The sequence below is a fragment of the Allorhizobium sp. NPDC080224 genome, from assembly GCF_050281005.1.
GTDB lineage: Bacteria > Pseudomonadota > Alphaproteobacteria > Rhizobiales > Rhizobiaceae > Allorhizobium.
Genome location: NZ_JBNNWJ010000001.1, coordinates 2,350,295 through 2,368,762, shown reverse-complemented (window position 1 = coordinate 2,368,762; position 18,468 = coordinate 2,350,295). Strand labels below are relative to the sequence as shown.

Genomic DNA, 18,468 nt, shown 5'->3' with positions numbered 1-18,468 from the left:
CATCTTGTTCAGATCGGGGTGGAATCGAACTGAGCTCTGAACAAGACATGCCGCTTCAGGTGCGGATGCGTATCAGGCACCTTGGGATGATCGAAATCCTGGCCAGCCAGACGCTGCATGCCGATCCGTTGCATGACAGCCGTCGACCGATGATTGGCGTCGACGGCAAAGGCGTAGACTGTCGGCAGATGTAGGTCGGTGCGTGCGTATTCGATCAGGCGGGACGCCGCTTCGGTGACGTAGCCGCGGCCCCAGAAGCGGGTGGCCAAACGCCAGCCGATTTCGACCGATCCCTCCGGCAAGATGCCGGGAAGGTCCACGGGTGAGAGGCCGCAGAAGCCCATTGCTTCGTTTGTGGTCCGATCGGCGAGCGCGTAGAATCCAAGGCCCTTTTCACTGATCATGTCCCGGTTCCGATCGAACAGGGTGTCGCATTCCGCATGGGAGCGGCGGAACGGGAAGAACTCCATGACCTTTTCGTCGCGGTTGATCTCGTAGAAGAGGTTTCGATCCTCCTCCTGCCAGTTGCGCAGGATCAGTCGCTCCGTTTCGACGATCAGCATGATCAGCCCTTATGCGGTCACGAAGTCCGACTTGCGGTAGCCCTGCAGATAGAGAAGGGCGGTGAGGTCGCCGTGGTCAATGCGGATCTTCGCTTCGGCGGCAACGGCCGGCTTGGCATGCAGGGCGACACCGGAGCCGGCGATGCCGAGCATGCCCAGATCATTGGCGCCGTCGCCGACGGCAATCGTTTCGTTCGGGCTGATGCCAAGACGGCTTGCGATGTCTAGCAGGGAATCCACCTTGGCCTGCTTGCCGAGGATCGGTTCGGCGACCTCGCCAGTCAGGACGCCGTCCTCTTCGATCAAGATATTGGCACGGTTCTCATCGAAACCGAGCATGGCGGCGATCGGACCGGTGAAGACGGTAAAGCCACCGGAAACAAGCGCGGTATAGCCGCCTCTCGCCTTCATCGTCGCGATCAGTTCCTTGCCGCCCGGGGTCAGGGTGATGCGCTTGGCGATCACCTCGCCGACCACCGAGATCGGCAAACCCTTCAACAGCGCCACGCGTTCGCGCAGGGCGGGCTCGAAGGCGATCTCGCCGTTCATGGCCCGGGCCGTGATCTGGGAGACCTTTTCCTTCAGGCCGACTTCGGCCGCGAGCTCGTCGATGCATTCCTGGCCGATCATCGTCGAATCCATGTCGGCGATCAGGAAGGGCTTGCGGCGAGTGTCGGCATCCTGGACCGCCAGGTCGACGGGCTGACCCGCCAGCACCTGACGCAGGGCGCCTTCGGCCTTGATCGGATCGGTGCCATCGGGAAGGGGAATGTCGCAGGCGATCCCGTCGGCCAGCCAGTAGAGGCGCGAAGACGCGACGGCATCCGCAGCCTTCTCACCGAGGGCGGGGCTCAGAACAGGGTTTGACGGATTGGCGACAAGCGTGGCAACCAAGGCCATGATGGAAGATCCTGACAAGAACAATGACGCGATCCTGATAACCGGGCCGACCGCCAGCGGCAAGTCTGCGCTCGCGCTTCAATTTGCCCGCCGCCATTACGGCGTCGTCATCAATGCCGACAGCATGCAGGTCTATGACACGCTGCGCGTCGTCACCGCCCGTCCTGGTGAAGCGGAGATGGGCGGGGTGCCGCATGAACTCTATGGCCATGTCCCGGCAGGCCAAACCTATTCGACTGGCGACTGGTTGCGTGAAGCGGGCGCGCAGCTGGAGCGACTGAAGCACGAGAAGCGCCTTCCGGTGTTCGTCGGCGGTACCGGGCTCTACTTCAAGGCGCTGACCGGGGGGCTTTCGGAAATGCCCGCGATCCCGGCTGGCCTGCGGTCAGAGATCCGCGACCGGCTTGAAGCCGAAGGGGCCGAAGCGCTGCACGGGGAATTGGCCGATTTGGATCCGGCGATAGCGCAGCGCCTCAATCCAGGTGATGGTCAAAGGATCGTGCGTGCGCTCGAGGTGTTCCGAGCGACAGGGCGGTCGATCGCCGAGTTTCAGAAGCAGTCCGGACCGATGCTGGTCGATCCGGAGCGTGCCCGCAAGCTCGTGGTCCTGCCGGATCGTGCGGTGCTGCACGACCGCATCAACAGGCGCTTCCAACAGATGATGGACGAGGGGGCGATCGAGGAGGTCGAAGCGCTTCTGTCGCTTGGCCTGAAGCCGGAGATGCCTGCCATGAAGGCGATCGGCGTGGCGCAAATCGCCGACATGCTTGCGGGTCGGATAACCCGACAAGAAGCGATCGAGCGGGCCTCTGCCGCGACGCGCCAATATGCCAAGCGACAGATGACCTGGTTCCGCAACCAGATGGATGAAAGCTGGGAACGAGTCGATCCGGCGGTGTTCCGGATCGACTGACCGTCAGTCGCGCTTGTAGAGGCTCGACAGCGGTTTTTTGAGAATGCTCTCGCGCAAGGATGAGCCGCCCTCACGGCGCAGGGGCTGGGAGCCGAAGGTCGCTGGCGGGGGCTCGCCAGCCATGGAGTGAGCCGGCGCCGGGCTTTCCATGCGCGGGCGGGGCGCCTCGTCGATACCAAGGCGCGGCAGCATGTCCGGACGATAGGGTTCGATCGGCGGTGTCTCCGAGACCGGCAACGTCTGTCGCGGCAATGGCGTCTCGAAAGGCTGACGCGTCATGGGGGGTGGTGATGCCGTCGGGAAAGGAGAGGCGGCCGGGCGCGCCGGAGTCTGTGGGGCAAACGACGGACGCAGCGAGTCGAAAGGTCCGTCGTCGTCGTCGAACTCCTCGTCGTCATAGATGCCATCAGGGGCGCTCGGGGTGCCGCCGAAACCGGTCTCGAAGCTCTGCTGGAAGGCCGAGATGTCTGGCCCCGCGATGGCACGCATACGACCGACAATGGTACGCAGATCGACGGTATCAGGCGTTTCCTCGGTCTGCTTGGCGTTGACGCCATTGGCTTTCGGCAGCGCCGATTCCGCCACACGGGTGAAGCGCATCCGCATGGGAACGGCGATCGCCTCGCCGAAGGCGATGGCTTCGCCATTGCCGATCGAGGAAATGAAGCTGGTGGTCGAGATCGAACTGTCGGGGATGGCCGAGCGGATGATCTCCTGGTCGCGGTCGTTGGCAAGGCGCATGGCAAACAGCGTCGAGCACTGCGATAGGATCGTCTGGTCGAGTTCGCCCGGGCGCTGGGTGATCACGCCAAGCGATACGCCGTATTTACGGCCTTCCTTTGCAATACGGGCGATGGCCTGGCGCGTCGGGAAGAAGCCGAGAGTGGGGTCGGCCGGCACATAGCGGTGGGCCTCTTCGCAGACGACGAGCATGTGGATCGCGCCATTCGACCAGAGCGCCAGCTCGAAGGCCATGCGGCAGAGAACCGAGGCGACGGAGTTGACGACTTCCGACGGTATCCCGGCAAGCTGGAAGGTCGAGATCGGGCGGTCGTCTCCCGGTATGCGGAAGATATGCGCGATCGTCTCCATGATCGTGTCGCTGATCGTGTTGTTGGAGAACATGAAGTGATAGCGCGGATCGTTGACCGCCGACATGATGCGCATTTTCAGCGAGCGCAGATAGGGCTTTTCACCACGGCCTTCGAGGCGTCCGATGCGCTCGTCGATGAGCGCGAGCAGGTCGGCGATGCGGTAGGGCACCGGTGTGTCGGCGGTCATCGAGCTCTTGTCGGCCATGCGCCGCATCAGGGCACTCTCATTGCCGCGGAAGGCGCGTTTGGCTTCTGGCATGAGATCGCGCAGGATGTCGAGCTCTTCCGGAACCGGCGGGCGACCGCGGAACAGAACCTCTGCGAATTCATCCAGGCGCATCAGCCAGAAGGGCAGGTCGAGCGTGTCGGTATCGATGACGACGGCCAGCTCGGGAAAGGCGGCCGCGAATTCGTTGTGCGGATCGAGAATGAGAATGCGCAGCTTCGGATCGCTTTCGATGGCCTTGCGCAGAAGTAAGGAGACGGCGGTCGATTTGCCAACGCCGGTCGAGCCGACCACGGCGAAGTGCTTCGACAGCATAGACGGGACATGGATCGTCGCGTCGATCGTTTCGTCCTGGGTGAGCTTGCCGATGACTGCAGTGTCGCCGAGGCGGGTGTCGTAGATGCGCAGAAGATCAGCCGCGCGAATGCGGTGGGCGATGGCGCCGAGATAGGGGTAGCGCGAAATGCCGGTCGAGAAGAGTTCCTGGCCGTCTTCGTGAACGTAGACTTCGCCGAGCAGTTCGACCTCGATGAGAAACTGGTTGTCGGCCCCTTCGCCCCAGTCCTTGCCTTCCGTCTGCATGGAATAGGCGAGGGCGACGACGCGGTTCTTGCCAACGGTGATCGAGATCAGACGGCCGACGGACCACAGCTCCGTGAGATCCGTGCCACCGTCTTCGGCGACGGCTGCGATCGTCGCGCGCGAGCCGTTGCAGGCGACGACGCGTCCGAGCATCCGGTTGCCAGGCCGCATGCCATCGCGGCGGTCTTTATCTCCGGCTGCGCCGGACTTGTGAAGATCATCGTTCAACAAGCGCATTCTCCCTGCTGGCGCAAGTTTATGGGGGCGCGCTTAAAATTTCGTGTAATGCATTAGGCTGGCAGTGATAGTTTATCATTGTCTGCGCAACAAACTTTCGCTTCAGCGTCCGAAAATTTGCAAAAGATGCGTTGACGCTTGAGGGCTTTCTGGCTAACACTTCGCTCCATGAAAAACTCGGTGGCACTTATCGTGGTGGGACGGCGCATGGGCAGGATGGTGTAACCATCCGGCGATAGCCACCCATGCGCTAGATGACAGGCTCCTCAAGGGGCCTTTTTTTATGCCCTGAACCGGGTTATCAGCCCCAAAACCAAGAAGGCAGATGGAAACACAGCATGACGGGTAAAGACAATCAGATGACTGGCGCCGAGATCGTCCTGCGCGCGCTCAAGGATAACGGTGTCGAGCATATCTTCGGCTATCCCGGTGGGGCCGTGCTTCCGATCTATGACGAGATCTTCCAGCAGGAAGACATCCAGCACATTCTCGTCCGCCACGAGCAGGGCGCGGGCCATGCGGCGGAAGGCTATGCCCGCTCGACTGGCAAGGTCGGCGTCATGCTGGTCACGTCGGGCCCCGGTGCCACCAATGCGGTGACGCCGTTGCAGGATGCGCTGATGGACAGCGTTCCGCTCGTCTGCATCTCCGGCCAGGTTCCGACCTCGCTGATCGGCTCGGACGCCTTCCAGGAATGCGACACCGTCGGCATCACGCGCCCCTGCACCAAGCACAACTGGCTGGTCAAGGACGTCAACCAGCTGGCCTCGATCATCCACGAAGCCTTCCGCATCGCCCAGACGGGTCGTCCCGGTCCTGTGCTCGTCGATATCCCGAAGGATATCCAGTTCGCCACCGGCACCTATACGCCGCCGGATGCGCACAAGGCGCTGAAGAGCTACCAGCCGAAGGTCTCTGGCGATGCCCGCGCCATCCAGGCTGCCGTCGAGCTGATGGCGACGGCCCGCCGTCCGATCATCTATTCCGGTGGCGGCGTCATCAATTCCGGTCCGGAAGCCACCAAGCTGCTGCGTGAACTGGTCGGTCTCACCGACTTCCCGATCACGTCGACGCTGATGGGGCTCGGCTGCTATCCGGCCTCGGGCAAGAACTGGCTCGGCATGCTCGGCATGCACGGTTCCTATGAGGCGAACATGGCGATGCATGACTGTGACGTCATGGTCTGCATCGGTGCGCGCTTCGATGACCGCATCACCGGGCGTCTGAACGCGTTTTCGCCGAACTCGAAGAAGATCCACATCGACATCGATCCCTCGTCGATCAACAAGAATGTCCGCGTCGACGTGCCGATCACCGGCGATGTCGGCCGTGTTCTCGAAGACATGGTCCGCGCCTGGCGCGCCCTGCCGAAGAAGCCTGAGGCCTCGCAGACGGCCGAATGGAATGCCAGCATTGCCAAATGGCGGTCTCGTAATTCCTTCGCCTATACGCCGTCCAAGGACGTCATCATGCCGCAATATGCGCTGCAGCGGCTTTATGAACTGACCAAGCATCGCGACACCTACATCACGACGGAAGTCGGCCAGCACCAGATGTGGGCAGCCCAGTATATCGGCTTCGAACAGCCGAACCGCTGGATGACCTCAGGCGGCCTCGGCACGATGGGCTATGGCCTGCCGGCCGCCATCGGCGTCCAGGTCGCGCATCCCGACGCGCTGGTCATCGATGTCGCGGGCGATGCCTCGATCCAGATGTGCATTCAGGAAATGTCCTGCGCCATCCAGTATGAGCTGCCGGTCAAGATCTTCATCCTGAACAACCAGTACATGGGCATGGTGCGCCAGTGGCAGCAGTTGCTGCATGGAAACCGTCTGTCGAGCTCCTACACGGAAGCCATGCCTGACTTCGTCAAGCTGGCGGAAGCCTATGGCGCGGTCGGCATCCGTTGCGAGAAGCCCGACGATCTGGACGGCGCGATCCAGGAAATGGTCGAGGTGAAGAAGCCTGTCATCTTCGACTGCCGCGTTGCCAATCTCGCCAACTGCTTCCCGATGATTCCCTCGGGCAAGGCCCATAACGAGATGCTGCTGCCGGACGAGGCGACCGACGAAGCGGTTGCCACTGCCATCGATGCCAAGGGCCGTCAGCTCGTCTGACCGGGAGGAAAAAGATCATGAACGCTCATCTTCAGCCGACCGGTTCGGCCTATTTCATCGCCAAGGAAACCTCAGCCATCGAGAGCCATACGCTCTCGGTACTCGTCGACAACGAACCGGGCGTTCTTGCCCGGGTCATCGGCCTGTTCTCCGGCCGCGGCTACAACATCGAGAGCCTGACCGTCTCCGAGACGGAGCATGAGGCGCATCTGTCACGCATTACGATCGTCACGCGTGGCACGCCGGGCGTGCTCGAGCAGATCAAGGCGCAGCTCGAGCGCATCGTTCCGGTGCACAGGGTGCTGGACCTGACGGTCCGTGCCAAGGATCTCGGCCAGGAGCGGCCGATCGAGCGGGAGGTGGCCCTGGTGAAGGTCGTATCAACCGGCGAAATGCGGGCCGAGACGCTTCGGCTTGCCGATGCCTTCCAGGCCAAGGTCGTGGATGCGACGGTCGACCATTTCATCTTCGAGATCACCGGCAAGTCGTCGAAGATCGACCAGTTCGTCTCGATCATGAAGCCGCTCGGCCTCAACGAGATCTGCCGCACCGGCATTGCCGCGATGAACCGCGGTCCGCAGGGCATGTAAGGAGTTCGGGAAAATCCCGAAATGAAGAAGGGCGGCCTCGCGGTCGCCCTTTTTGTTGCCTCGCCTCTTCAGTTCATGCCGAGGAGATCGAGGAGGCCCATTTGCTGCGGTGCCGGGGGCAGATCAGCCTCCACCTTTTTCGGCTTTTCCTTGACGGGTTTCTCGCTGGCCTTTGCCTTCGAAGTCTTCTCCGGTTTGTCAGAGCTTGCCTCGACTTCTGTCAAATCGTCCTTCTTCTTCGACGGCTTTTTGGCCTTGCCTACCGTTTCCTCGGCGGCCGACGCGCCTGCCGTCTCGCCATCGAATTCGGTCGTCGTTAGCATGGCAGTCAGTGCGTGACGCAGGGCTGAGGGTCTCAGACTGTAGTGGATGTACTGACCCTTCTTCTCGCCCTCGATGAGTTCGGCATTCTCCAGGATCGAGAGATGCTGAGAGATCGAAGGCTTCGCCATGTCGAAGCGGGCGGCGATCTCGCCGGCGGTCAGGGTCGATTGCGACAGATGCACCAGCATCATGCGGCGGGGATCGGAGGCGAGTGCGTGGAAGACGCGGGACGAGGTCTTGTCCATTGCCGGATGTATTTCGGTTTTTCCGCGCTTTGCCATGAGGCCCTCTGTCAGCCGCAGCCTTCGAGGCTGCCATTTGCGATTTAGGCAATCTCCTAATTTCCTGAGGGGCTGTCGTAAAGCGCTGGAAATGCGGGGGCTGTGGATAGATCGTGATTTTCCGATGCGTGGCTGAGCATATGGAGCCCCAGCTTCTCTCGACTACAGCATTTCCAGCGGTACCTTGCGGGCAGGGGGCGGGAAGGCCGCGTCCAGACGTGACCAGTCTTCATCGGAGACGTCGAGATCGACGGCGTCACGGTTTTCCTGCAGGCGGCGCAAGTTCGAGGTCTTGGGGATGGGAATGACGCCCTCGCGCTCGAGTAGAAAGGCGAGCGCCACCTGCGCCGGCGTCGCCTGATAGGCCTTGGCGACGTGGACCAGTTCGGGATGGTGCAGGATCCGTCCCTGCTCGATCGGTGAATAGGCCATGACCGGGATCTGGTGCTCCTGGCACCAGGGCAGAAGGTCGAATTCGATGCCGCGGCGGGAGAGATTGTAGAGCACCTGGTTGACGGCGCAGTTCTTGCCGTCGGCCACGGAGAACAGTTCCTCCATGTCCTCGACATCGAAATTCGAGACGCCCCAGGCGCGGATGCGGCCGGCTGTTTTCAGCTCTTCCATCGCAGCGACCGTCTCGTCGAGCGGATGCTCCCCGCGCCAATGCAGAAGATAGAGATCGAGATGGTCGGTCCCCAGCCGGTCGAGGCTGGTATGGCAGGCCTTGATTGTGCCATCGTAACTCGCATTCCAGGGCAGGATCTTGGTAACGAGAAAGGCGTCTTCGCGCCGATCCTTCAAGGCTTCACCGACAATGCGTTCGGCACCGCCGTCGCCATACATTTCGGCCGTGTCGATCACGGTCATGCCGAGGTCGAGTGCGAGCCTGATGGCATCAACTTCGGCTTTCGCGGTCGATCGATTCTCGCCCATCATCCATGTGCCGAAGCCGAGGCTCGGAACCTCTTCGCCGCCCGGCAGGGTGACAGTCGGTATGGCGTCGTGCATTGTGAAGCTCCTCGGGGCGGGTCGTGTGAAGGATAGCGAGGTGGTCCCGCGCGGCAAGCGACAAAGTCGCTCTCATTCGTGTCACCATAACAAGACTACGGATGGAATTGGTCCAAAGGGCAGCTAGGCTGACATAAAAATCCGGGAGAAACATCCATGTCGGCCGATACGCTTCTGGCGCTTGTGGTCTTTGCCTTCGCGACCTCGATCACCCCGGGGCCCAACAACATGATGCTATTCGCATCGGGGGTCAATTTCGGCTTCCGCCGGACGATTCCGCATATGCTCGGCATTGGTGCCGGGTTCCTCTCGTTGTTGATCGCGGTCGGCCTCGGTCTCGGCGCGGTGCTCCAAGCCTATCCGCCGGCCTTCCTCGCACTCAAGGTTGCCGGCGGCCTCTATCTTCTCTGGATCGCCTGGAAAATCGGCTCTTCCCGCACGATGGCCGAGGGGGAGGCTAAGGCGCGACCGATGACGTTCTTCGGCGCTGCCGCGTTCCAGTGGGTCAATCCGAAAGCCTGGGTCATGGCCGTGACCGCCATGGCGGTCTATCCGAATCCCAATCATTATGCTCTGACTGTCGGGATCGTTGCGCTCGTCTTCGCGGCCGTCAATGTTCCCAGCGTTTCCACCTGGGCCGGATTTGGCTCGGCGCTTCGGGAATGGCTGTCGGTCCCGGTGCGGCTCAAATGGTTCAACATCACCATGGCCGTGCTGTTGGTTCTCAGCCTTTGGCCCATGCTCTACTAGGAAACTGCGATGTCCGGTCACCACCCTGAAGAACATGATCATCATCACGGGCATGACCACCACCACGACAACCGGTATTCCGATATGGAGGCCCGCGTGCGGGCGCTCGAGACCTTGCTGACGGAAAAGGGCCTGATCGATCCCGCGACGATCGATGCCATCGTAGAGACCTATGAGACGAAGGTGGGGCCGAGAAATGGCGCGCGGGTGGTGGCCAAGGCCTGGGTCGATCCCGAGTTCGCCGACTGGCTGAAGCGGGACGCGACGGCGGCGATCGCGAGCCTCGGCTATACGGGCCGGCAGGGCGAGCATATGCGCGCCGTCTTCAACACGCCCGACACCCACAATCTTGTCGTCTGCACGCTCTGCTCCTGTTACCCTTGGTCCGTGCTCGGTCTGCCGCCCGTCTGGTACAAGGCGCCGGCCTATCGTTCGCGGGCGGTGATTGATCCGCGCGGGGTGTTGGCCGAATTCGGCGTGACCTTGCCGGAGAGCATGGGCATCCGGGTCTGGGATTCGACGGCGGAACTGCGCTATCTCGTTGTCCCCATGCGTCCCGCAGGTACGGATGGCTTCAACGAAGAGCAACTCGCCGATCTCGTCACACGCGACGCGATGATCGGCACCGGCCTGGCGCTCTCACCGGAGGGGGCGCGATGAACGGGCCGCATGATCTCGGCGGGCAGATGGGCTTCGGTCCGGTCGCGCCGGAGAAGGACGAGCCAATTTTCCATGCCGACTGGGAAAAGCGCGCGCTCGGGATCACGCTCTCCTGTGGGGCTTTCGGCGCCTGGTCGATCGACGAGAGCCGGCATGCGCGCGAGACTATTCCGCCTGCCAGCTATCTGGCGGCAAGCTATTACGAGGTCTGGATCCGGGGTGTCGACATGCTGCTTGAGCGGCATGGCTTTGCCACCGCCGAGGAACTGGCATCAGGACATCATCTGGAGCAGGGACGCGCGCCGAAACGTGTCTTGAAGGCCGAGATGGTAAAGGGTGTGCTGGCCCGTGGCGGGCCTTGCGATCGTCCCGTTGAGACCGGGCCGAAGTTTGGCGTGGGCGATCGGGTGCGCACGAGGAACTTCCATCCGACCGGTCATACGCGCCTGCCGCGTTATGCCCGCGCAAAGGCGGGAGTCGTCGAGGCAGTGCAGGGCGGTTTCGTTTTCCCTGATGATAACGCCCATGGACGGGGTGAAAACCCGCAATGGGTTTATACCGTCGTGTTCACGGGAGACGAGATCTGGGGCGAGGGTGCCGATGCGACACTGACCGTCTCCATTGATGCCTGGGAGAGTTATCTTGAGCGCGTGTGACCCGGTGACCGATCTCGCGGCATCACCGGGCCTGCCGCGATCGTCCGAAGGGGCACCGGTTTTTGCCGAGCCGTGGCAGGCACAGGCTTTCGCGATGACCGTGCATCTCCAAGCGCGCGGTGTGTTCAGCTGGGCGGAATGGGCCGACAGCCTGTCAGCCGAGCTGCATCTCCCAGAGCGGGCCGCGGACGGATCTGACTATTTCGATGCCTGGGTCGCGGCCTTGGCCGCACTGCTGGAGGGCAAGGGGCTTGCCGATCGCGACACCGTTGAGGCCTTGCGCGAAAGCTGGCAGCGGGCGGCGGAGGCGACGCCGCATGGTGCGCCGATCGAGCTTTCAAACGACCCGCTCAGGGTCTGATGTCCACGATTTGTTCTGATTTTTCCGGCTTTGACCTTGCATCGGGCCAACGAATCCGCGCATGACCTAGGCCATGCAATTCGCGCCCCAGCAAGACGAGGCCCTCAAGGCCGTTTCGAAATGGCTGAAGGAGGGGAAATCCCCCGTCTTCCGGCTGTTCGGCTATGCCGGAACGGGCAAGACGACGCTTGCCAAGCATTTCGCCGAGCATGTCGACGGTGAGGTGCTGTTTGCGGCCTTTACCGGCAAGGCAGCGCAGGTGCTGCGCTCGCGCGGTGCCTCCAACGCCAAGACCATTCATTCGCTGATCTACCGCCCACGCGGCGAAGAGGCGGTGGAGGACGAGGAAACCGGCAAGACCTCGATTGCGCCGATGTTCTCGATCAACCGACAGAGCCCTGTCGCCAAGGCGGCACTGATCGTCATCGACGAATGCTCGATGGTCGACGAGGCGCTCGGACGCGACCTGATGAGCTTCGGCACGCCAATCCTCGTGCTCGGTGACCCCGGCCAGTTGCCGCCGGTCTCCGGTGGCGGCTTCTTCACCGATCAGGAGCCGGACTATCTGCTCACCGAGATCCATCGCCAGGCGCGCGACAACCCGATCATCCAACTCGCGATGCATATCCGCGAGGGCAAGGAGATCATGTATGGCGACTATGGCACGACGGCCCGGGTGATCTCTAAGAACGAGGTGACGCAGGATCTCGTGCTCGGGGCCGATCAGGTTCTGGTCGGCACCAACAAGACACGGCGGCGCTACAACATGCGCTTGCGCGAGCTGAAAGGCTTTACCGTCGACTATCCGCAGGCCGGCGACAAGCTCGTGTGTCTCAGGAACGATCAGGTCAAGGGCCTGCTCAATGGCTCGCTCTGGCAGGTGATGACCTCGTCGCGCGAGACCGTGAAGCCTGGCATCAATCTTCTGATCAAGCCCGAAGACGACGACATGGATCGCGGCGCCGCCAAGATCAAACTGCTGAAGGCGGCCTTCGAGGAGATCGATACCGAGATCCCCTGGTCGACGCGCAAGCGTTACGACGAGTTCGACTACGGCTATGCGCTGACGGTCCACAAGGCCCAAGGCTCGCAGTGGAATGACGTCGTGCTGTTCGACGAAAGCTGGGCGTTCCGGGATACCCGCGAGCGCTGGCTTTACACGGCTGTCACCCGTGCTGCGGAGACGCTCACCATCGTCCGGTGAGCGCTCCTGTTTGGAGTTATCGCGCCTTCAGGGCGGCAAGCGTTGCCACCAGCGCCATCGTGTCCTTCTCCGATGCCGCGGCAATCTCGGATAACGGTGCCGTGGCGTCGGCGACGGTGAAACCGGCGAGTTTGAGGGCCGCGATCACATCCGCTTCCCCTCGTCCGAGTAGCGGTGCCACCTGTGCCGGCGTGCCGCCGGCCACCAATTTGATCATGGCGAAAGCCGGATTGCCGGCTGCACCGGTCGCGGTTCCGGTGATCGCCGGCCAGGCGAAGGCGAAGCCGGCGACCAGACAGATGCCGAGCGACAGCGCCATCGGCAGGCGCTTGAAATAGGCGGGGAACGGGCGTCAGTTTTTCCAGAGATGCAGGACAAAGGGCAGGATGAGCACCATGCTCAGCCACTCATGCATCTCGCGGAAGGCTGCGGTCCCGAGGTGGAAGAAGAGCGCGATTCCCGAGATCAGTGAGATCAGGAACAGGCCGGTCGTGAAGGGGGTTGCATAACGGGACAGGATATTCGGCATGGGGTGACCTCAGTCTTTGGTTATGACCCGCTCCTAACGCTGCCGCATTTCGCTGTCCCGTTAAACTTCCTCCACTATTGATGATGGGCAAGACCAAGGCGGGTCTTCAATTGGCGACCATGCCGAGAAGAACAGCTTTCGCCACCGCCTGGAAGCGGTTTTGGGCGTTGAGTTTGTCGACGATGCTCGCCTCCACCGCACTGACTTCCTCGGTCTTCATTTCGAGCGTGCGTGCGATCCGGATCGGGGTATAGCCTTCGACCATCAACTGCAGGCAGCGGGCTTCCGTTTCGGTCAGGCTCGGCCCCTTCTGTTCCGTGTTCAACTGGCCGGCCTCGGCTTCTTCGTGGTCGAGCAGGGCGTTGAGTTGCTGGAGCTGGCGATGGATCGTCGAAAGGTTGGACGCCAGTTCACGGCGACGGGCGAGCAGGGCTTCCTCAAGAATCAGGTTTGCTTCGCTTGTCGAGGTGGCGGTCGAGAGTGTCTCGAACAGGTCCTGGATGAGCGAGACTGACATGCCGACCTCTCGGCACACATTGATCAGGGCCATCCGGGCGATCTCATCGCATCCGTAGACCCGCATGAGGCCCATGCGTCGGGCGGTGAGAAGGCCCTTTTCCTCATAGAAATGCAGCGTTCGGTGGGTGACGCCGAAGAACTCAGCCATTTCGGCAATCGCGACCGGCTCTTTTGGTGGGGTTCTTGTCTGGACGAGGTCCGGGAAGAGAAACGCCTTGTTAGGCTGACCGGATACGCTGGTGATCGGTTGCAGATGGTGTGTTCCGTGCGGCATGTACCCCTCCATGTTCAGTGCCAACGCGTCTGCTGAAGCGTAAAGTTCTCTCCTCTTTTGCTGTGCTGTCTCGCTGACCCCGCTGCATCTCGAATCGCTGTCTGGTTGCAGATTATAGTATATTTGAAATTCATAAAATAAGTTTTCGCAAAAGGGCTTCGCGCCTCATGCCGGGAACGCGTGGTTCAGCGTGGCAGGGAGGAAAGGGCGATCAGCCTCGTCATCTCGGTGATGATCTCGCTGCTTTGACACAGGCCGGCCCATTGCTGCTGGGACTGACGGGCATTGATGTAGCTGGCGTCCGAACGCTCCAGCGTATAGCGATAGGTGGCGTCGAGGCACTGCATCTGCCCCGTCGACAGATCGTTCTTGTGACAGAAGCGATAGATCGAACCTGGAAGCGTCAGGTTTGCACCGGCAAAACCGTTGGCGAAGGCGCCGATTTCCAGACTGTCGCCGGAAGTCTCACAGACGCCCATGCTGATCGGCACCTCGCTGCCGGAGCGGAGATGGCGCATGCTTAGTTTCAGTGTGGTCCCGAGGCTTTGTGCCTTCAATTCGAAATGGAGGGGATGCGGTGCTCCGCCTTCGAAACTGGGTTTTTCACTCGGGCCGGCGATGCAGACCGCCCAGAGCCTCGTGCTCCAGAGCCGGGTCGCATTGACGAAGATCGAGGCGATGAGATCGTCGCCGTCCGGACGGCGGATGAAAAGCCTTGGGAGTGAGGCCTTGTCGTCGGCGAGAGCAGGATTTTCGACTTCGGCGAGTTCGGTGTCGAGGAATTTTATGTCGCGCTCACGGGTGTCGATGGCTTGCGATGCGACGCGGTCGTATACCGGAACATAACCGCCGAGCGGAATGCGAATGCGCAGCGGATCATCGCGGCCCTCGCAGGCATAGAACTGGTTGAGCAGCTTGCGCAACTTGCCTGCCTGGACACGGACCAGCGGATCTGTGCCCGGATCGAAGCCGTGGCTGCGGCTGAAAACATCGATGCCGATCGTATAGCCTTTCAACTGATGCGACAGGCCGAGCTGCTCCATCTCGACGATGAATTTGAGGAATGAGCGCAGCTTTTCGGAGCGTGCGAATGTCCTGCTCCGCAGCACCCGCTGCAGGGCGTCCGAAACCTCCCCGCTATCGATCCCGGTTTCCGTCAACATGCTTGCTCCAACCGCTGCAGGGAGGCCTGCGCCGTTATCCGATACTGCGCGTTTGTGCGATCCGTCACAATCGAGACCTGACTAAAGGATGGGGGCTAGGCGTCAATACCTTAAAGTCTAGGGGGTGGATGCGGTTGCCATTCATCAATTTCCCGCATCGGAGCATTTGCGATTCTCGTTGGCCTTCGATACCGCGATGCCGTAAGGATGCCCCAGACCTCTTCATCGCCGGATCATGCCGCCATGCCTGCCAAGCTTTCCGTCAACCTCAATGCCATCGCCATGCTTCGCAACCGCCGGGATCTTCCCTGGCCTGACGTGGCCGGTCTCGGCCGTATTGCCCTTGCTGCTGGTGCCAGTGGCCTGACGGTGCATCCGCGCCCGGATCAGCGGCATATCCGCTTCAGCGATCTGCCGGTGCTGCGGGCTTTGATCGACGACGCGTTCCCCACGGCCGAGTTCAACATCGAAGGCTATCCGAGCGAGGATTTCCTGGCGCTCTGCGAGGCAACCGAGCCGGAGCAAGTTACCCTGGTGCCTGATGACCCGTCGCAGGCGACGTCCGACCATGGCTGGGACCTTGTTGCGCATCAGGATTTTCTCAAGCGCGTCGTGTCGCGGCTTCGCGCCAAGGGCATGCGGGTGTCGCTCTTCGTTGACGGCGATGGGCGCTCCGAACCGATGGCGCTGGCCAAGGCGACCGGCGCCGAGCGGGTCGAGCTCTATACCGGGCCCTATGGCGGTTGCTACGACAATCCGGATGAGGCTCTGCGTCAGGTCGAACTGCTCGGCCTGACGGCCGATGCCGCCCGCGCCGAGGGGCTCGACGTCAATGCTGGCCACGACCTGACGGTGGCCAACCTGCCGATGCTGGTGGAGCGGATCCCGCATCTTGCCGAAGTTTCGATCGGTCACGGCCTGACCGCCGATGCGCTGGAATACGGGATGGCCGAAACCGTCAGGCGCTTCTGCCGCGCCTGCGGTCAGGCGATCTGAACGATCGCTACCTGATCAGGCAGCCCGGATGTCGCGATCGCCTTGCAGTGCGAAGGTCACGGCCGCTTCGGCATGGATGGTCGTCGAGTCGTAGCCGGGCAGCTGAAGCATGGTCGGGTCGAGGATGAGGCAAATCTCCGTGCAGCCAAGAATGACGCTGTCGGCACCCTCCGCCTTGGCCTGTTCGATGATCGCGTTCAGTTTGCCGCGCGATGCATCCAGAACGCGGCCTGCGCAAAGCTCTTCGAAGATGACGTCATGGGTAACGGTCCGCCCTTCGGCATCCGGCACCATGATCTCGATGCCATGGCGCCTCATGCGCTCGGCGTAAAACGGCTGTTCCATCGTGTAGCGGGTCGCGAGCAGCAGCGGGTGTTTGGCGCCGCCGGCCTTCAGAGCATGGGCGGTTTCATCGATGATGTTGATGAGCGGTACGTCGATCCTGGCCTGCACCTCGTCGGCGACGAGATGCATGGTGTTGGTGCAGATGAGAACGCAGTCGGCGCCTGCCTTTTCCAGGCCAGTTGCGACGTCGCCGAGGCGCTTCGCGGCAAGATCCCAGCGGCCGGCCTTCTGCAGTGCGACGATCTCCGCGAAGTTGACCGAGTGCATCAGGACCTCTGCCGAAGTGAGGCCGCCGAGGCGGGCGCGAACGGCCTCGTTGACCTGGCGATAATAGACCGCCGAACTTTCGAAACTCATCCCGCCAATCAAGCCAATCGTCTTCATGTCTCGTCTCCGTCATCTGATGCGAAGATGATGATGCGAACCCGGCGCAATTGGGTTGCAATGATGGGATCGAGAACAGCCCTTGGCGCATGACAGTTGGCGGGATATGAGGAGATTGCGCAGATTATTTGCGCGTTCAGGCGCTTGGGCCGGGGAGATGTGGCGTGATCGACGAAAGAGACAGGAAGATTCTTGATCTGCTGCAGCAGGATTCGAGCATTGCGGTTGCGGATCTCGCTGAGCGCGTGGCCTTGTCAACGTCTGCCTGCTCGCGGCGGATCCAGAAGCTGGAGGAACAGGGCTATATCGCCCGGCGCATCGTCGTCCTCGATCGCGAGAAAATTGGCGTGCCGACCACGGTCTATGCCCTGGTGAAGACAGCCCATCACGCCGACGACTGGATCGAGGAGTTCCGCCGCGCGATCAGCGATATCTCCGAGATTGTCGAAGCCCATCGTTTGACGGGGCATTACGACTATATCCTGAAGCTGGTGCTGCCGCGCGTCGAGCATTACGACGTCGTCTATCGCCGGCTGGTGAAGCGCGTCGAACTCTTCGACGTCTCTGCATCAATCTCGATGGAAATTCTCAAGCAGGGGCTGGCCGTGCCTGTCGATTACGCGCGTTGATTATTCCGGCGAGGGCAGGGCCTTGTCAGCGCGGCACTGGCCGATCGGCACCTGCTTCACGGCGTAGATGGCCGAGATCCTGCCGAGGAAGCTGTCACCAAAATCGCTGCTGCGCTCGGTCTCAGCTTCAATGCAGCCGCAGGCATAGCCGTAGTAGCCGTTCGTCTGGACGAAATCCCCTGTGGTGAAATCGGGCATGTTCTCCATGCCGAGCGGCTCGATCTCGGAGCCTTGCGTCATCAGTATCCATGAGCCTTCGCCGTCATCGAGCCAGTAATTTCCGGGGGTCGGATTCTGGATCCAACCGCAGCGGTTTTCCTTCGCGGCGATAGTCGAGGTCCCGGCAAGTGTGAGGGCGAGGCAGACGAGAAGCTGTTTGGCGCGCATGGTGTTTCCCTTGATTTTGCCGCAACATATTCTTCGCCCCTGGTGCTGGGAATGACCAACTCTGGACACTATGGCAAACGCAAAAAAAAAGGCCCCGGGACTGATGCCCCGAGGCCCACCACGCACCCTTGAATCAGGAAGCGTTGGAAACCGTGCGGGTGACGAGGGTCACCGTCTGGTCGGCATTGACCTTGTAGACTTCGTTGACGTCACGACCGCTGCCGTCTGAGAAGGTGTGGAAGAAGGTCGAACCGACCGGTGCCCGCTCCAGCTGGACGTTCGGGTTGTCATAGGTGATCGAGCCCGGGATCGGCTGGACGGAGGCGAAAGCGGCCGAGCCGGCTGCGAGGGTGATCAGGGCTGCAGAGATGATGGTCTTCATGGTGATATTCCTTGTGTAGCGTTGGGTTGGCGGCGGCCCGGTTGGGGGAAGGGGAGAGGGGACCGAGCCGGCCGCCGAAGGGTGTCACGTCTTGGGACGCGCGTTGATTACGAAGCGTTGGAAATCGTGCGGGTGACGAGGGTCACCGTGTGGTCGGCGTTGACCTTGTAGACTTCGTTGACGTCACGACCGCTGCCGTCCGAGAAGGTGTGGAAGAAGGTCGAACCGGCGGGAGCCTTTTCGAGCTGGGCGTTCGGGTTGTCATAGGTGATCGAGCCCGGGATCGGCTGGACGGAAGCGAAAGCGGCCGAACCGGCTGCGAGGGTGATCAGGGCTGCAGAAATGATGGTCTTCATGGTGATGGTCCTTTGTGCGTTTGTGGGCGGCGGCTCAG

General features: G+C 61.6%; 23 protein-coding genes. 10 read left to right on the top strand and 13 right to left on the bottom strand.

What is annotated here, in order from left to right; translation table 11 throughout:
* Window positions 1–8: 8 nt before the first annotated feature.
* Both ACQKP1_RS11865 and serB read right to left on the bottom strand, forming a co-directional pair.
* Window positions 9–563, bottom strand: coding sequence for a GNAT family N-acetyltransferase (locus ACQKP1_RS11865; RefSeq protein WP_427275373.1), 555 nt, complete (start codon window positions 561–563; stop codon window positions 9–11).
* A gap of 9 nt (window positions 564–572) precedes the next feature.
* Window positions 573–1,463 carry a phosphoserine phosphatase SerB gene (gene serB, locus ACQKP1_RS11860; RefSeq protein WP_427275372.1) on the bottom strand — a complete coding sequence of 297 codons (891 nt, stop codon included), beginning with the start codon at window positions 1,461–1,463 and terminating at the stop codon, window positions 573–575.
* On the opposite strand from serB, the gene miaA reads away from it, so the two are divergent.
* Window positions 1,462–2,376 carry a tRNA (adenosine(37)-N6)-dimethylallyltransferase MiaA gene (miaA, locus tag ACQKP1_RS11855; protein ID WP_427276445.1) on the top strand — a complete coding sequence of 305 codons (915 nt, stop codon included), beginning with the start codon at window positions 1,462–1,464 and terminating at the stop codon, window positions 2,374–2,376. The two genes, serB and miaA, sit on opposite strands and share 2 nt — an antisense overlap.
* 3 nt (window positions 2,377–2,379) lie before the next feature.
* Here miaA and ACQKP1_RS11850 read toward each other — a convergent pair whose 3' ends face one another.
* Window positions 2,380–4,509, bottom strand: a complete 2,130-nt coding sequence (locus ACQKP1_RS11850; protein ID WP_427275371.1) for a helicase HerA domain-containing protein — start codon at window positions 4,507–4,509, stop codon at window positions 2,380–2,382.
* A gap of 365 nt (window positions 4,510–4,874) precedes the next feature.
* Here ACQKP1_RS11850 and ACQKP1_RS11845 point away from each other — a divergent pair, with 365 nt between their 5' ends.
* Window positions 4,875–6,632 carry an acetolactate synthase 3 large subunit gene (locus ACQKP1_RS11845; RefSeq protein WP_427276444.1) on the top strand — a complete coding sequence of 586 codons (1,758 nt, stop codon included), beginning with the start codon at window positions 4,875–4,877 and terminating at the stop codon, window positions 6,630–6,632.
* A 17-nt stretch (window positions 6,633–6,649) separates the two neighbouring features.
* Window positions 6,650–7,222: an acetolactate synthase small subunit gene (gene ilvN, locus ACQKP1_RS11840; RefSeq protein ID WP_006725998.1), complete on the top strand. Its 573-nt coding sequence runs from the start codon at window positions 6,650–6,652 to the stop codon at window positions 7,220–7,222.
* Between the two features lie 68 nt (window positions 7,223–7,290).
* Here the strand turns inward: ilvN and ACQKP1_RS11835 are convergent, their stop codons facing one another.
* A complete protein-coding gene (locus tag ACQKP1_RS11835; RefSeq protein WP_427275370.1) occupies window positions 7,291–7,827 on the bottom strand; it encodes a metalloregulator ArsR/SmtB family transcription factor in 537 nt (178 codons plus the stop codon).
* 162 nt (window positions 7,828–7,989) lie between these two features.
* Complete coding sequence (locus ACQKP1_RS11830; protein ID WP_427275369.1) at window positions 7,990–8,835, bottom strand: aldo/keto reductase; 846 nt, start codon at window positions 8,833–8,835, stop codon at window positions 7,990–7,992.
* Window positions 8,836–8,991: 156 nt separating this feature from the next.
* Between ACQKP1_RS11830 and ACQKP1_RS11825 the strand changes: the two genes are divergently transcribed.
* The 5 genes from ACQKP1_RS11825 to ACQKP1_RS11805 all read left to right on the top strand — a co-directional run bounded on the left by ACQKP1_RS11825 (window position 8,992) and on the right by ACQKP1_RS11805 (window position 12,466).
* Entirely contained in the window at window positions 8,992–9,585 is a 594-nt protein-coding gene (locus tag ACQKP1_RS11825; RefSeq protein ID WP_427275368.1) for a LysE family translocator, read from the top strand.
* 9 nt (window positions 9,586–9,594) lie between these two features.
* Window positions 9,595–10,245 carry a nitrile hydratase subunit alpha gene (gene nthA / locus ACQKP1_RS11820; protein ID WP_427275367.1) on the top strand — a complete coding sequence of 217 codons (651 nt, stop codon included), beginning with the start codon at window positions 9,595–9,597 and terminating at the stop codon, window positions 10,243–10,245.
* Window positions 10,242–10,901 carry a nitrile hydratase subunit beta gene (nthB, locus tag ACQKP1_RS11815; protein ID WP_427275366.1) on the top strand — a complete coding sequence of 220 codons (660 nt, stop codon included), beginning with the start codon at window positions 10,242–10,244 and terminating at the stop codon, window positions 10,899–10,901. The genes nthA and nthB overlap by 4 nt, the downstream gene beginning before the upstream one ends.
* The gene (locus ACQKP1_RS11810; protein WP_246753980.1) at window positions 10,888–11,262 is read left to right on the top strand and encodes a nitrile hydratase accessory protein; all 375 of its coding nucleotides are present in this window, start codon (window positions 10,888–10,890) and stop codon (window positions 11,260–11,262) included. Before nthB ends, ACQKP1_RS11810 begins: the two co-directional genes overlap by 14 nt.
* A 73-nt stretch (window positions 11,263–11,335) precedes the next feature.
* Window positions 11,336–12,466 (top strand): ATP-dependent DNA helicase, encoded by a 1,131-nt coding sequence (locus ACQKP1_RS11805; RefSeq protein ID WP_427275365.1) that lies wholly within the window; start codon window positions 11,336–11,338, stop codon window positions 12,464–12,466.
* A gap of 16 nt (window positions 12,467–12,482) precedes the next feature.
* Here ACQKP1_RS11805 and ACQKP1_RS11800 read toward each other — a convergent pair whose 3' ends face one another.
* The 4 genes from ACQKP1_RS11800 to ACQKP1_RS11785 all read right to left on the bottom strand — a co-directional run bounded on the left by ACQKP1_RS11800 (window position 12,483) and on the right by ACQKP1_RS11785 (window position 14,951).
* Entirely contained in the window at window positions 12,483–12,785 is a 303-nt protein-coding gene (locus ACQKP1_RS11800) for a hypothetical protein (RefSeq protein WP_427275364.1), read from the bottom strand.
* A gap of 33 nt (window positions 12,786–12,818) precedes the next feature.
* A complete protein-coding gene (locus ACQKP1_RS11795) occupies window positions 12,819–12,995 on the bottom strand; it encodes a DUF4405 domain-containing protein (RefSeq protein ID WP_427275363.1) in 177 nt (58 codons plus the stop codon).
* A 106-nt stretch (window positions 12,996–13,101) separates the two neighbouring features.
* Complete coding sequence (locus ACQKP1_RS11790; RefSeq protein WP_427275362.1) at window positions 13,102–13,788, bottom strand: MerR family transcriptional regulator; 687 nt, start codon at window positions 13,786–13,788, stop codon at window positions 13,102–13,104.
* A gap of 185 nt (window positions 13,789–13,973) precedes the next feature.
* Window positions 13,974–14,951 carry a hypothetical protein gene (locus ACQKP1_RS11785; protein ID WP_203016542.1) on the bottom strand — a complete coding sequence of 326 codons (978 nt, stop codon included), beginning with the start codon at window positions 14,949–14,951 and terminating at the stop codon, window positions 13,974–13,976.
* Between the two features lie 243 nt (window positions 14,952–15,194).
* On the opposite strand from ACQKP1_RS11785, the gene ACQKP1_RS11780 reads away from it, so the two are divergent.
* A complete protein-coding gene (locus ACQKP1_RS11780) occupies window positions 15,195–15,947 on the top strand; it encodes a pyridoxine 5'-phosphate synthase (RefSeq protein ID WP_427275361.1) in 753 nt (250 codons plus the stop codon).
* A gap of 15 nt (window positions 15,948–15,962) precedes the next feature.
* On the opposite strand, the gene ACQKP1_RS11775 is transcribed toward ACQKP1_RS11780, so the two are convergent.
* On the bottom strand, window positions 15,963–16,676 hold the full coding sequence (locus ACQKP1_RS11775; protein ID WP_427275360.1) for an aspartate/glutamate racemase family protein: 714 nt from the start codon (window positions 16,674–16,676) through the stop codon (window positions 15,963–15,965).
* Window positions 16,677–16,840: 164 nt separating this feature from the next.
* Between ACQKP1_RS11775 and ACQKP1_RS11770 the strand changes: the two genes are divergently transcribed.
* Window positions 16,841–17,305, top strand: a complete 465-nt coding sequence (locus ACQKP1_RS11770; protein ID WP_203016537.1) for an Lrp/AsnC family transcriptional regulator — start codon at window positions 16,841–16,843, stop codon at window positions 17,303–17,305.
* On the opposite strand, the gene ACQKP1_RS11765 is transcribed toward ACQKP1_RS11770, so the two are convergent.
* The 3 genes from ACQKP1_RS11765 to ACQKP1_RS11755 all read right to left on the bottom strand — a co-directional run bounded on the left by ACQKP1_RS11765 (window position 17,306) and on the right by ACQKP1_RS11755 (window position 18,430).
* Window positions 17,306–17,692 carry a DUF4087 domain-containing protein gene (locus ACQKP1_RS11765; RefSeq protein WP_427275359.1) on the bottom strand — a complete coding sequence of 129 codons (387 nt, stop codon included), beginning with the start codon at window positions 17,690–17,692 and terminating at the stop codon, window positions 17,306–17,308.
* 133 nt (window positions 17,693–17,825) lie between these two features.
* Window positions 17,826–18,074, bottom strand: a complete 249-nt coding sequence (locus tag ACQKP1_RS11760) for a hypothetical protein (RefSeq protein WP_427275358.1) — start codon at window positions 18,072–18,074, stop codon at window positions 17,826–17,828.
* A 107-nt stretch (window positions 18,075–18,181) separates the two neighbouring features.
* Window positions 18,182–18,430 carry a hypothetical protein gene (locus ACQKP1_RS11755; RefSeq protein WP_427275357.1) on the bottom strand — a complete coding sequence of 83 codons (249 nt, stop codon included), beginning with the start codon at window positions 18,428–18,430 and terminating at the stop codon, window positions 18,182–18,184.
* Window positions 18,431–18,468: the final 38 nt, after the last annotated feature.

Excerpts from the sequence above, each read along its gene's own strand:
- ACQKP1_RS11865 (WP_427275373.1), bottom strand. The coding sequence starts at position 563 with ATGCTGATCGTCGAAACGGAGCGACTGATCCTGCGCAACTGGCAGGAG.
- miaA (WP_427276445.1), top strand. The coding sequence starts at position 1,462 with ATGATGGAAGATCCTGACAAGAACAATGACGCGATCCTGATAACCGGG.
- serB (WP_427275372.1), bottom strand. The coding sequence starts at position 1,463 with ATGGCCTTGGTTGCCACGCTTGTCGCCAATCCGTCAAACCCTGTTCTG.
- ACQKP1_RS11845 (WP_427276444.1), top strand. The coding sequence starts at position 4,875 with ATGACTGGCGCCGAGATCGTCCTGCGCGCGCTCAAGGATAACGGTGTC.
- ilvN (WP_006725998.1), top strand. The coding sequence starts at position 6,650 with ATGAACGCTCATCTTCAGCCGACCGGTTCGGCCTATTTCATCGCCAAG.
- ACQKP1_RS11835 (WP_427275370.1), bottom strand. The coding sequence starts at position 7,827 with ATGGCAAAGCGCGGAAAAACCGAAATACATCCGGCAATGGACAAGACC.
- ACQKP1_RS11830 (WP_427275369.1), bottom strand. The coding sequence starts at position 8,835 with ATGCACGACGCCATACCGACTGTCACCCTGCCGGGCGGCGAAGAGGTT.
- ACQKP1_RS11825 (WP_427275368.1), top strand. The coding sequence starts at position 8,992 with ATGTCGGCCGATACGCTTCTGGCGCTTGTGGTCTTTGCCTTCGCGACC.
- nthA (WP_427275367.1), top strand. The coding sequence starts at position 9,595 with ATGTCCGGTCACCACCCTGAAGAACATGATCATCATCACGGGCATGAC.
- nthB (WP_427275366.1), top strand. The coding sequence starts at position 10,242 with ATGAACGGGCCGCATGATCTCGGCGGGCAGATGGGCTTCGGTCCGGTC.
- ACQKP1_RS11805 (WP_427275365.1), top strand. The coding sequence starts at position 11,336 with ATGCAATTCGCGCCCCAGCAAGACGAGGCCCTCAAGGCCGTTTCGAAA.
- ACQKP1_RS11800 (WP_427275364.1), bottom strand. The coding sequence starts at position 12,785 with ATGGCGCTGTCGCTCGGCATCTGTCTGGTCGCCGGCTTCGCCTTCGCC.
- ACQKP1_RS11795 (WP_427275363.1), bottom strand. The coding sequence starts at position 12,995 with ATGCCGAATATCCTGTCCCGTTATGCAACCCCCTTCACGACCGGCCTG.
- ACQKP1_RS11790 (WP_427275362.1), bottom strand. The coding sequence starts at position 13,788 with ATGCCGCACGGAACACACCATCTGCAACCGATCACCAGCGTATCCGGT.
- ACQKP1_RS11785 (WP_203016542.1), bottom strand. The coding sequence starts at position 14,951 with ATGTTGACGGAAACCGGGATCGATAGCGGGGAGGTTTCGGACGCCCTG.
- ACQKP1_RS11780 (WP_427275361.1), top strand. The coding sequence starts at position 15,195 with ATGCCTGCCAAGCTTTCCGTCAACCTCAATGCCATCGCCATGCTTCGC.
- ACQKP1_RS11775 (WP_427275360.1), bottom strand. The coding sequence starts at position 16,676 with ATGAAGACGATTGGCTTGATTGGCGGGATGAGTTTCGAAAGTTCGGCG.
- ACQKP1_RS11765 (WP_427275359.1), bottom strand. The coding sequence starts at position 17,692 with ATGCGCGCCAAACAGCTTCTCGTCTGCCTCGCCCTCACACTTGCCGGG.
- ACQKP1_RS11760 (WP_427275358.1), bottom strand. The coding sequence starts at position 18,074 with ATGAAGACCATCATCTCTGCAGCCCTGATCACCCTCGCAGCCGGCTCG.
- ACQKP1_RS11755 (WP_427275357.1), bottom strand. The coding sequence starts at position 18,430 with ATGAAGACCATCATTTCTGCAGCCCTGATCACCCTCGCAGCCGGTTCG.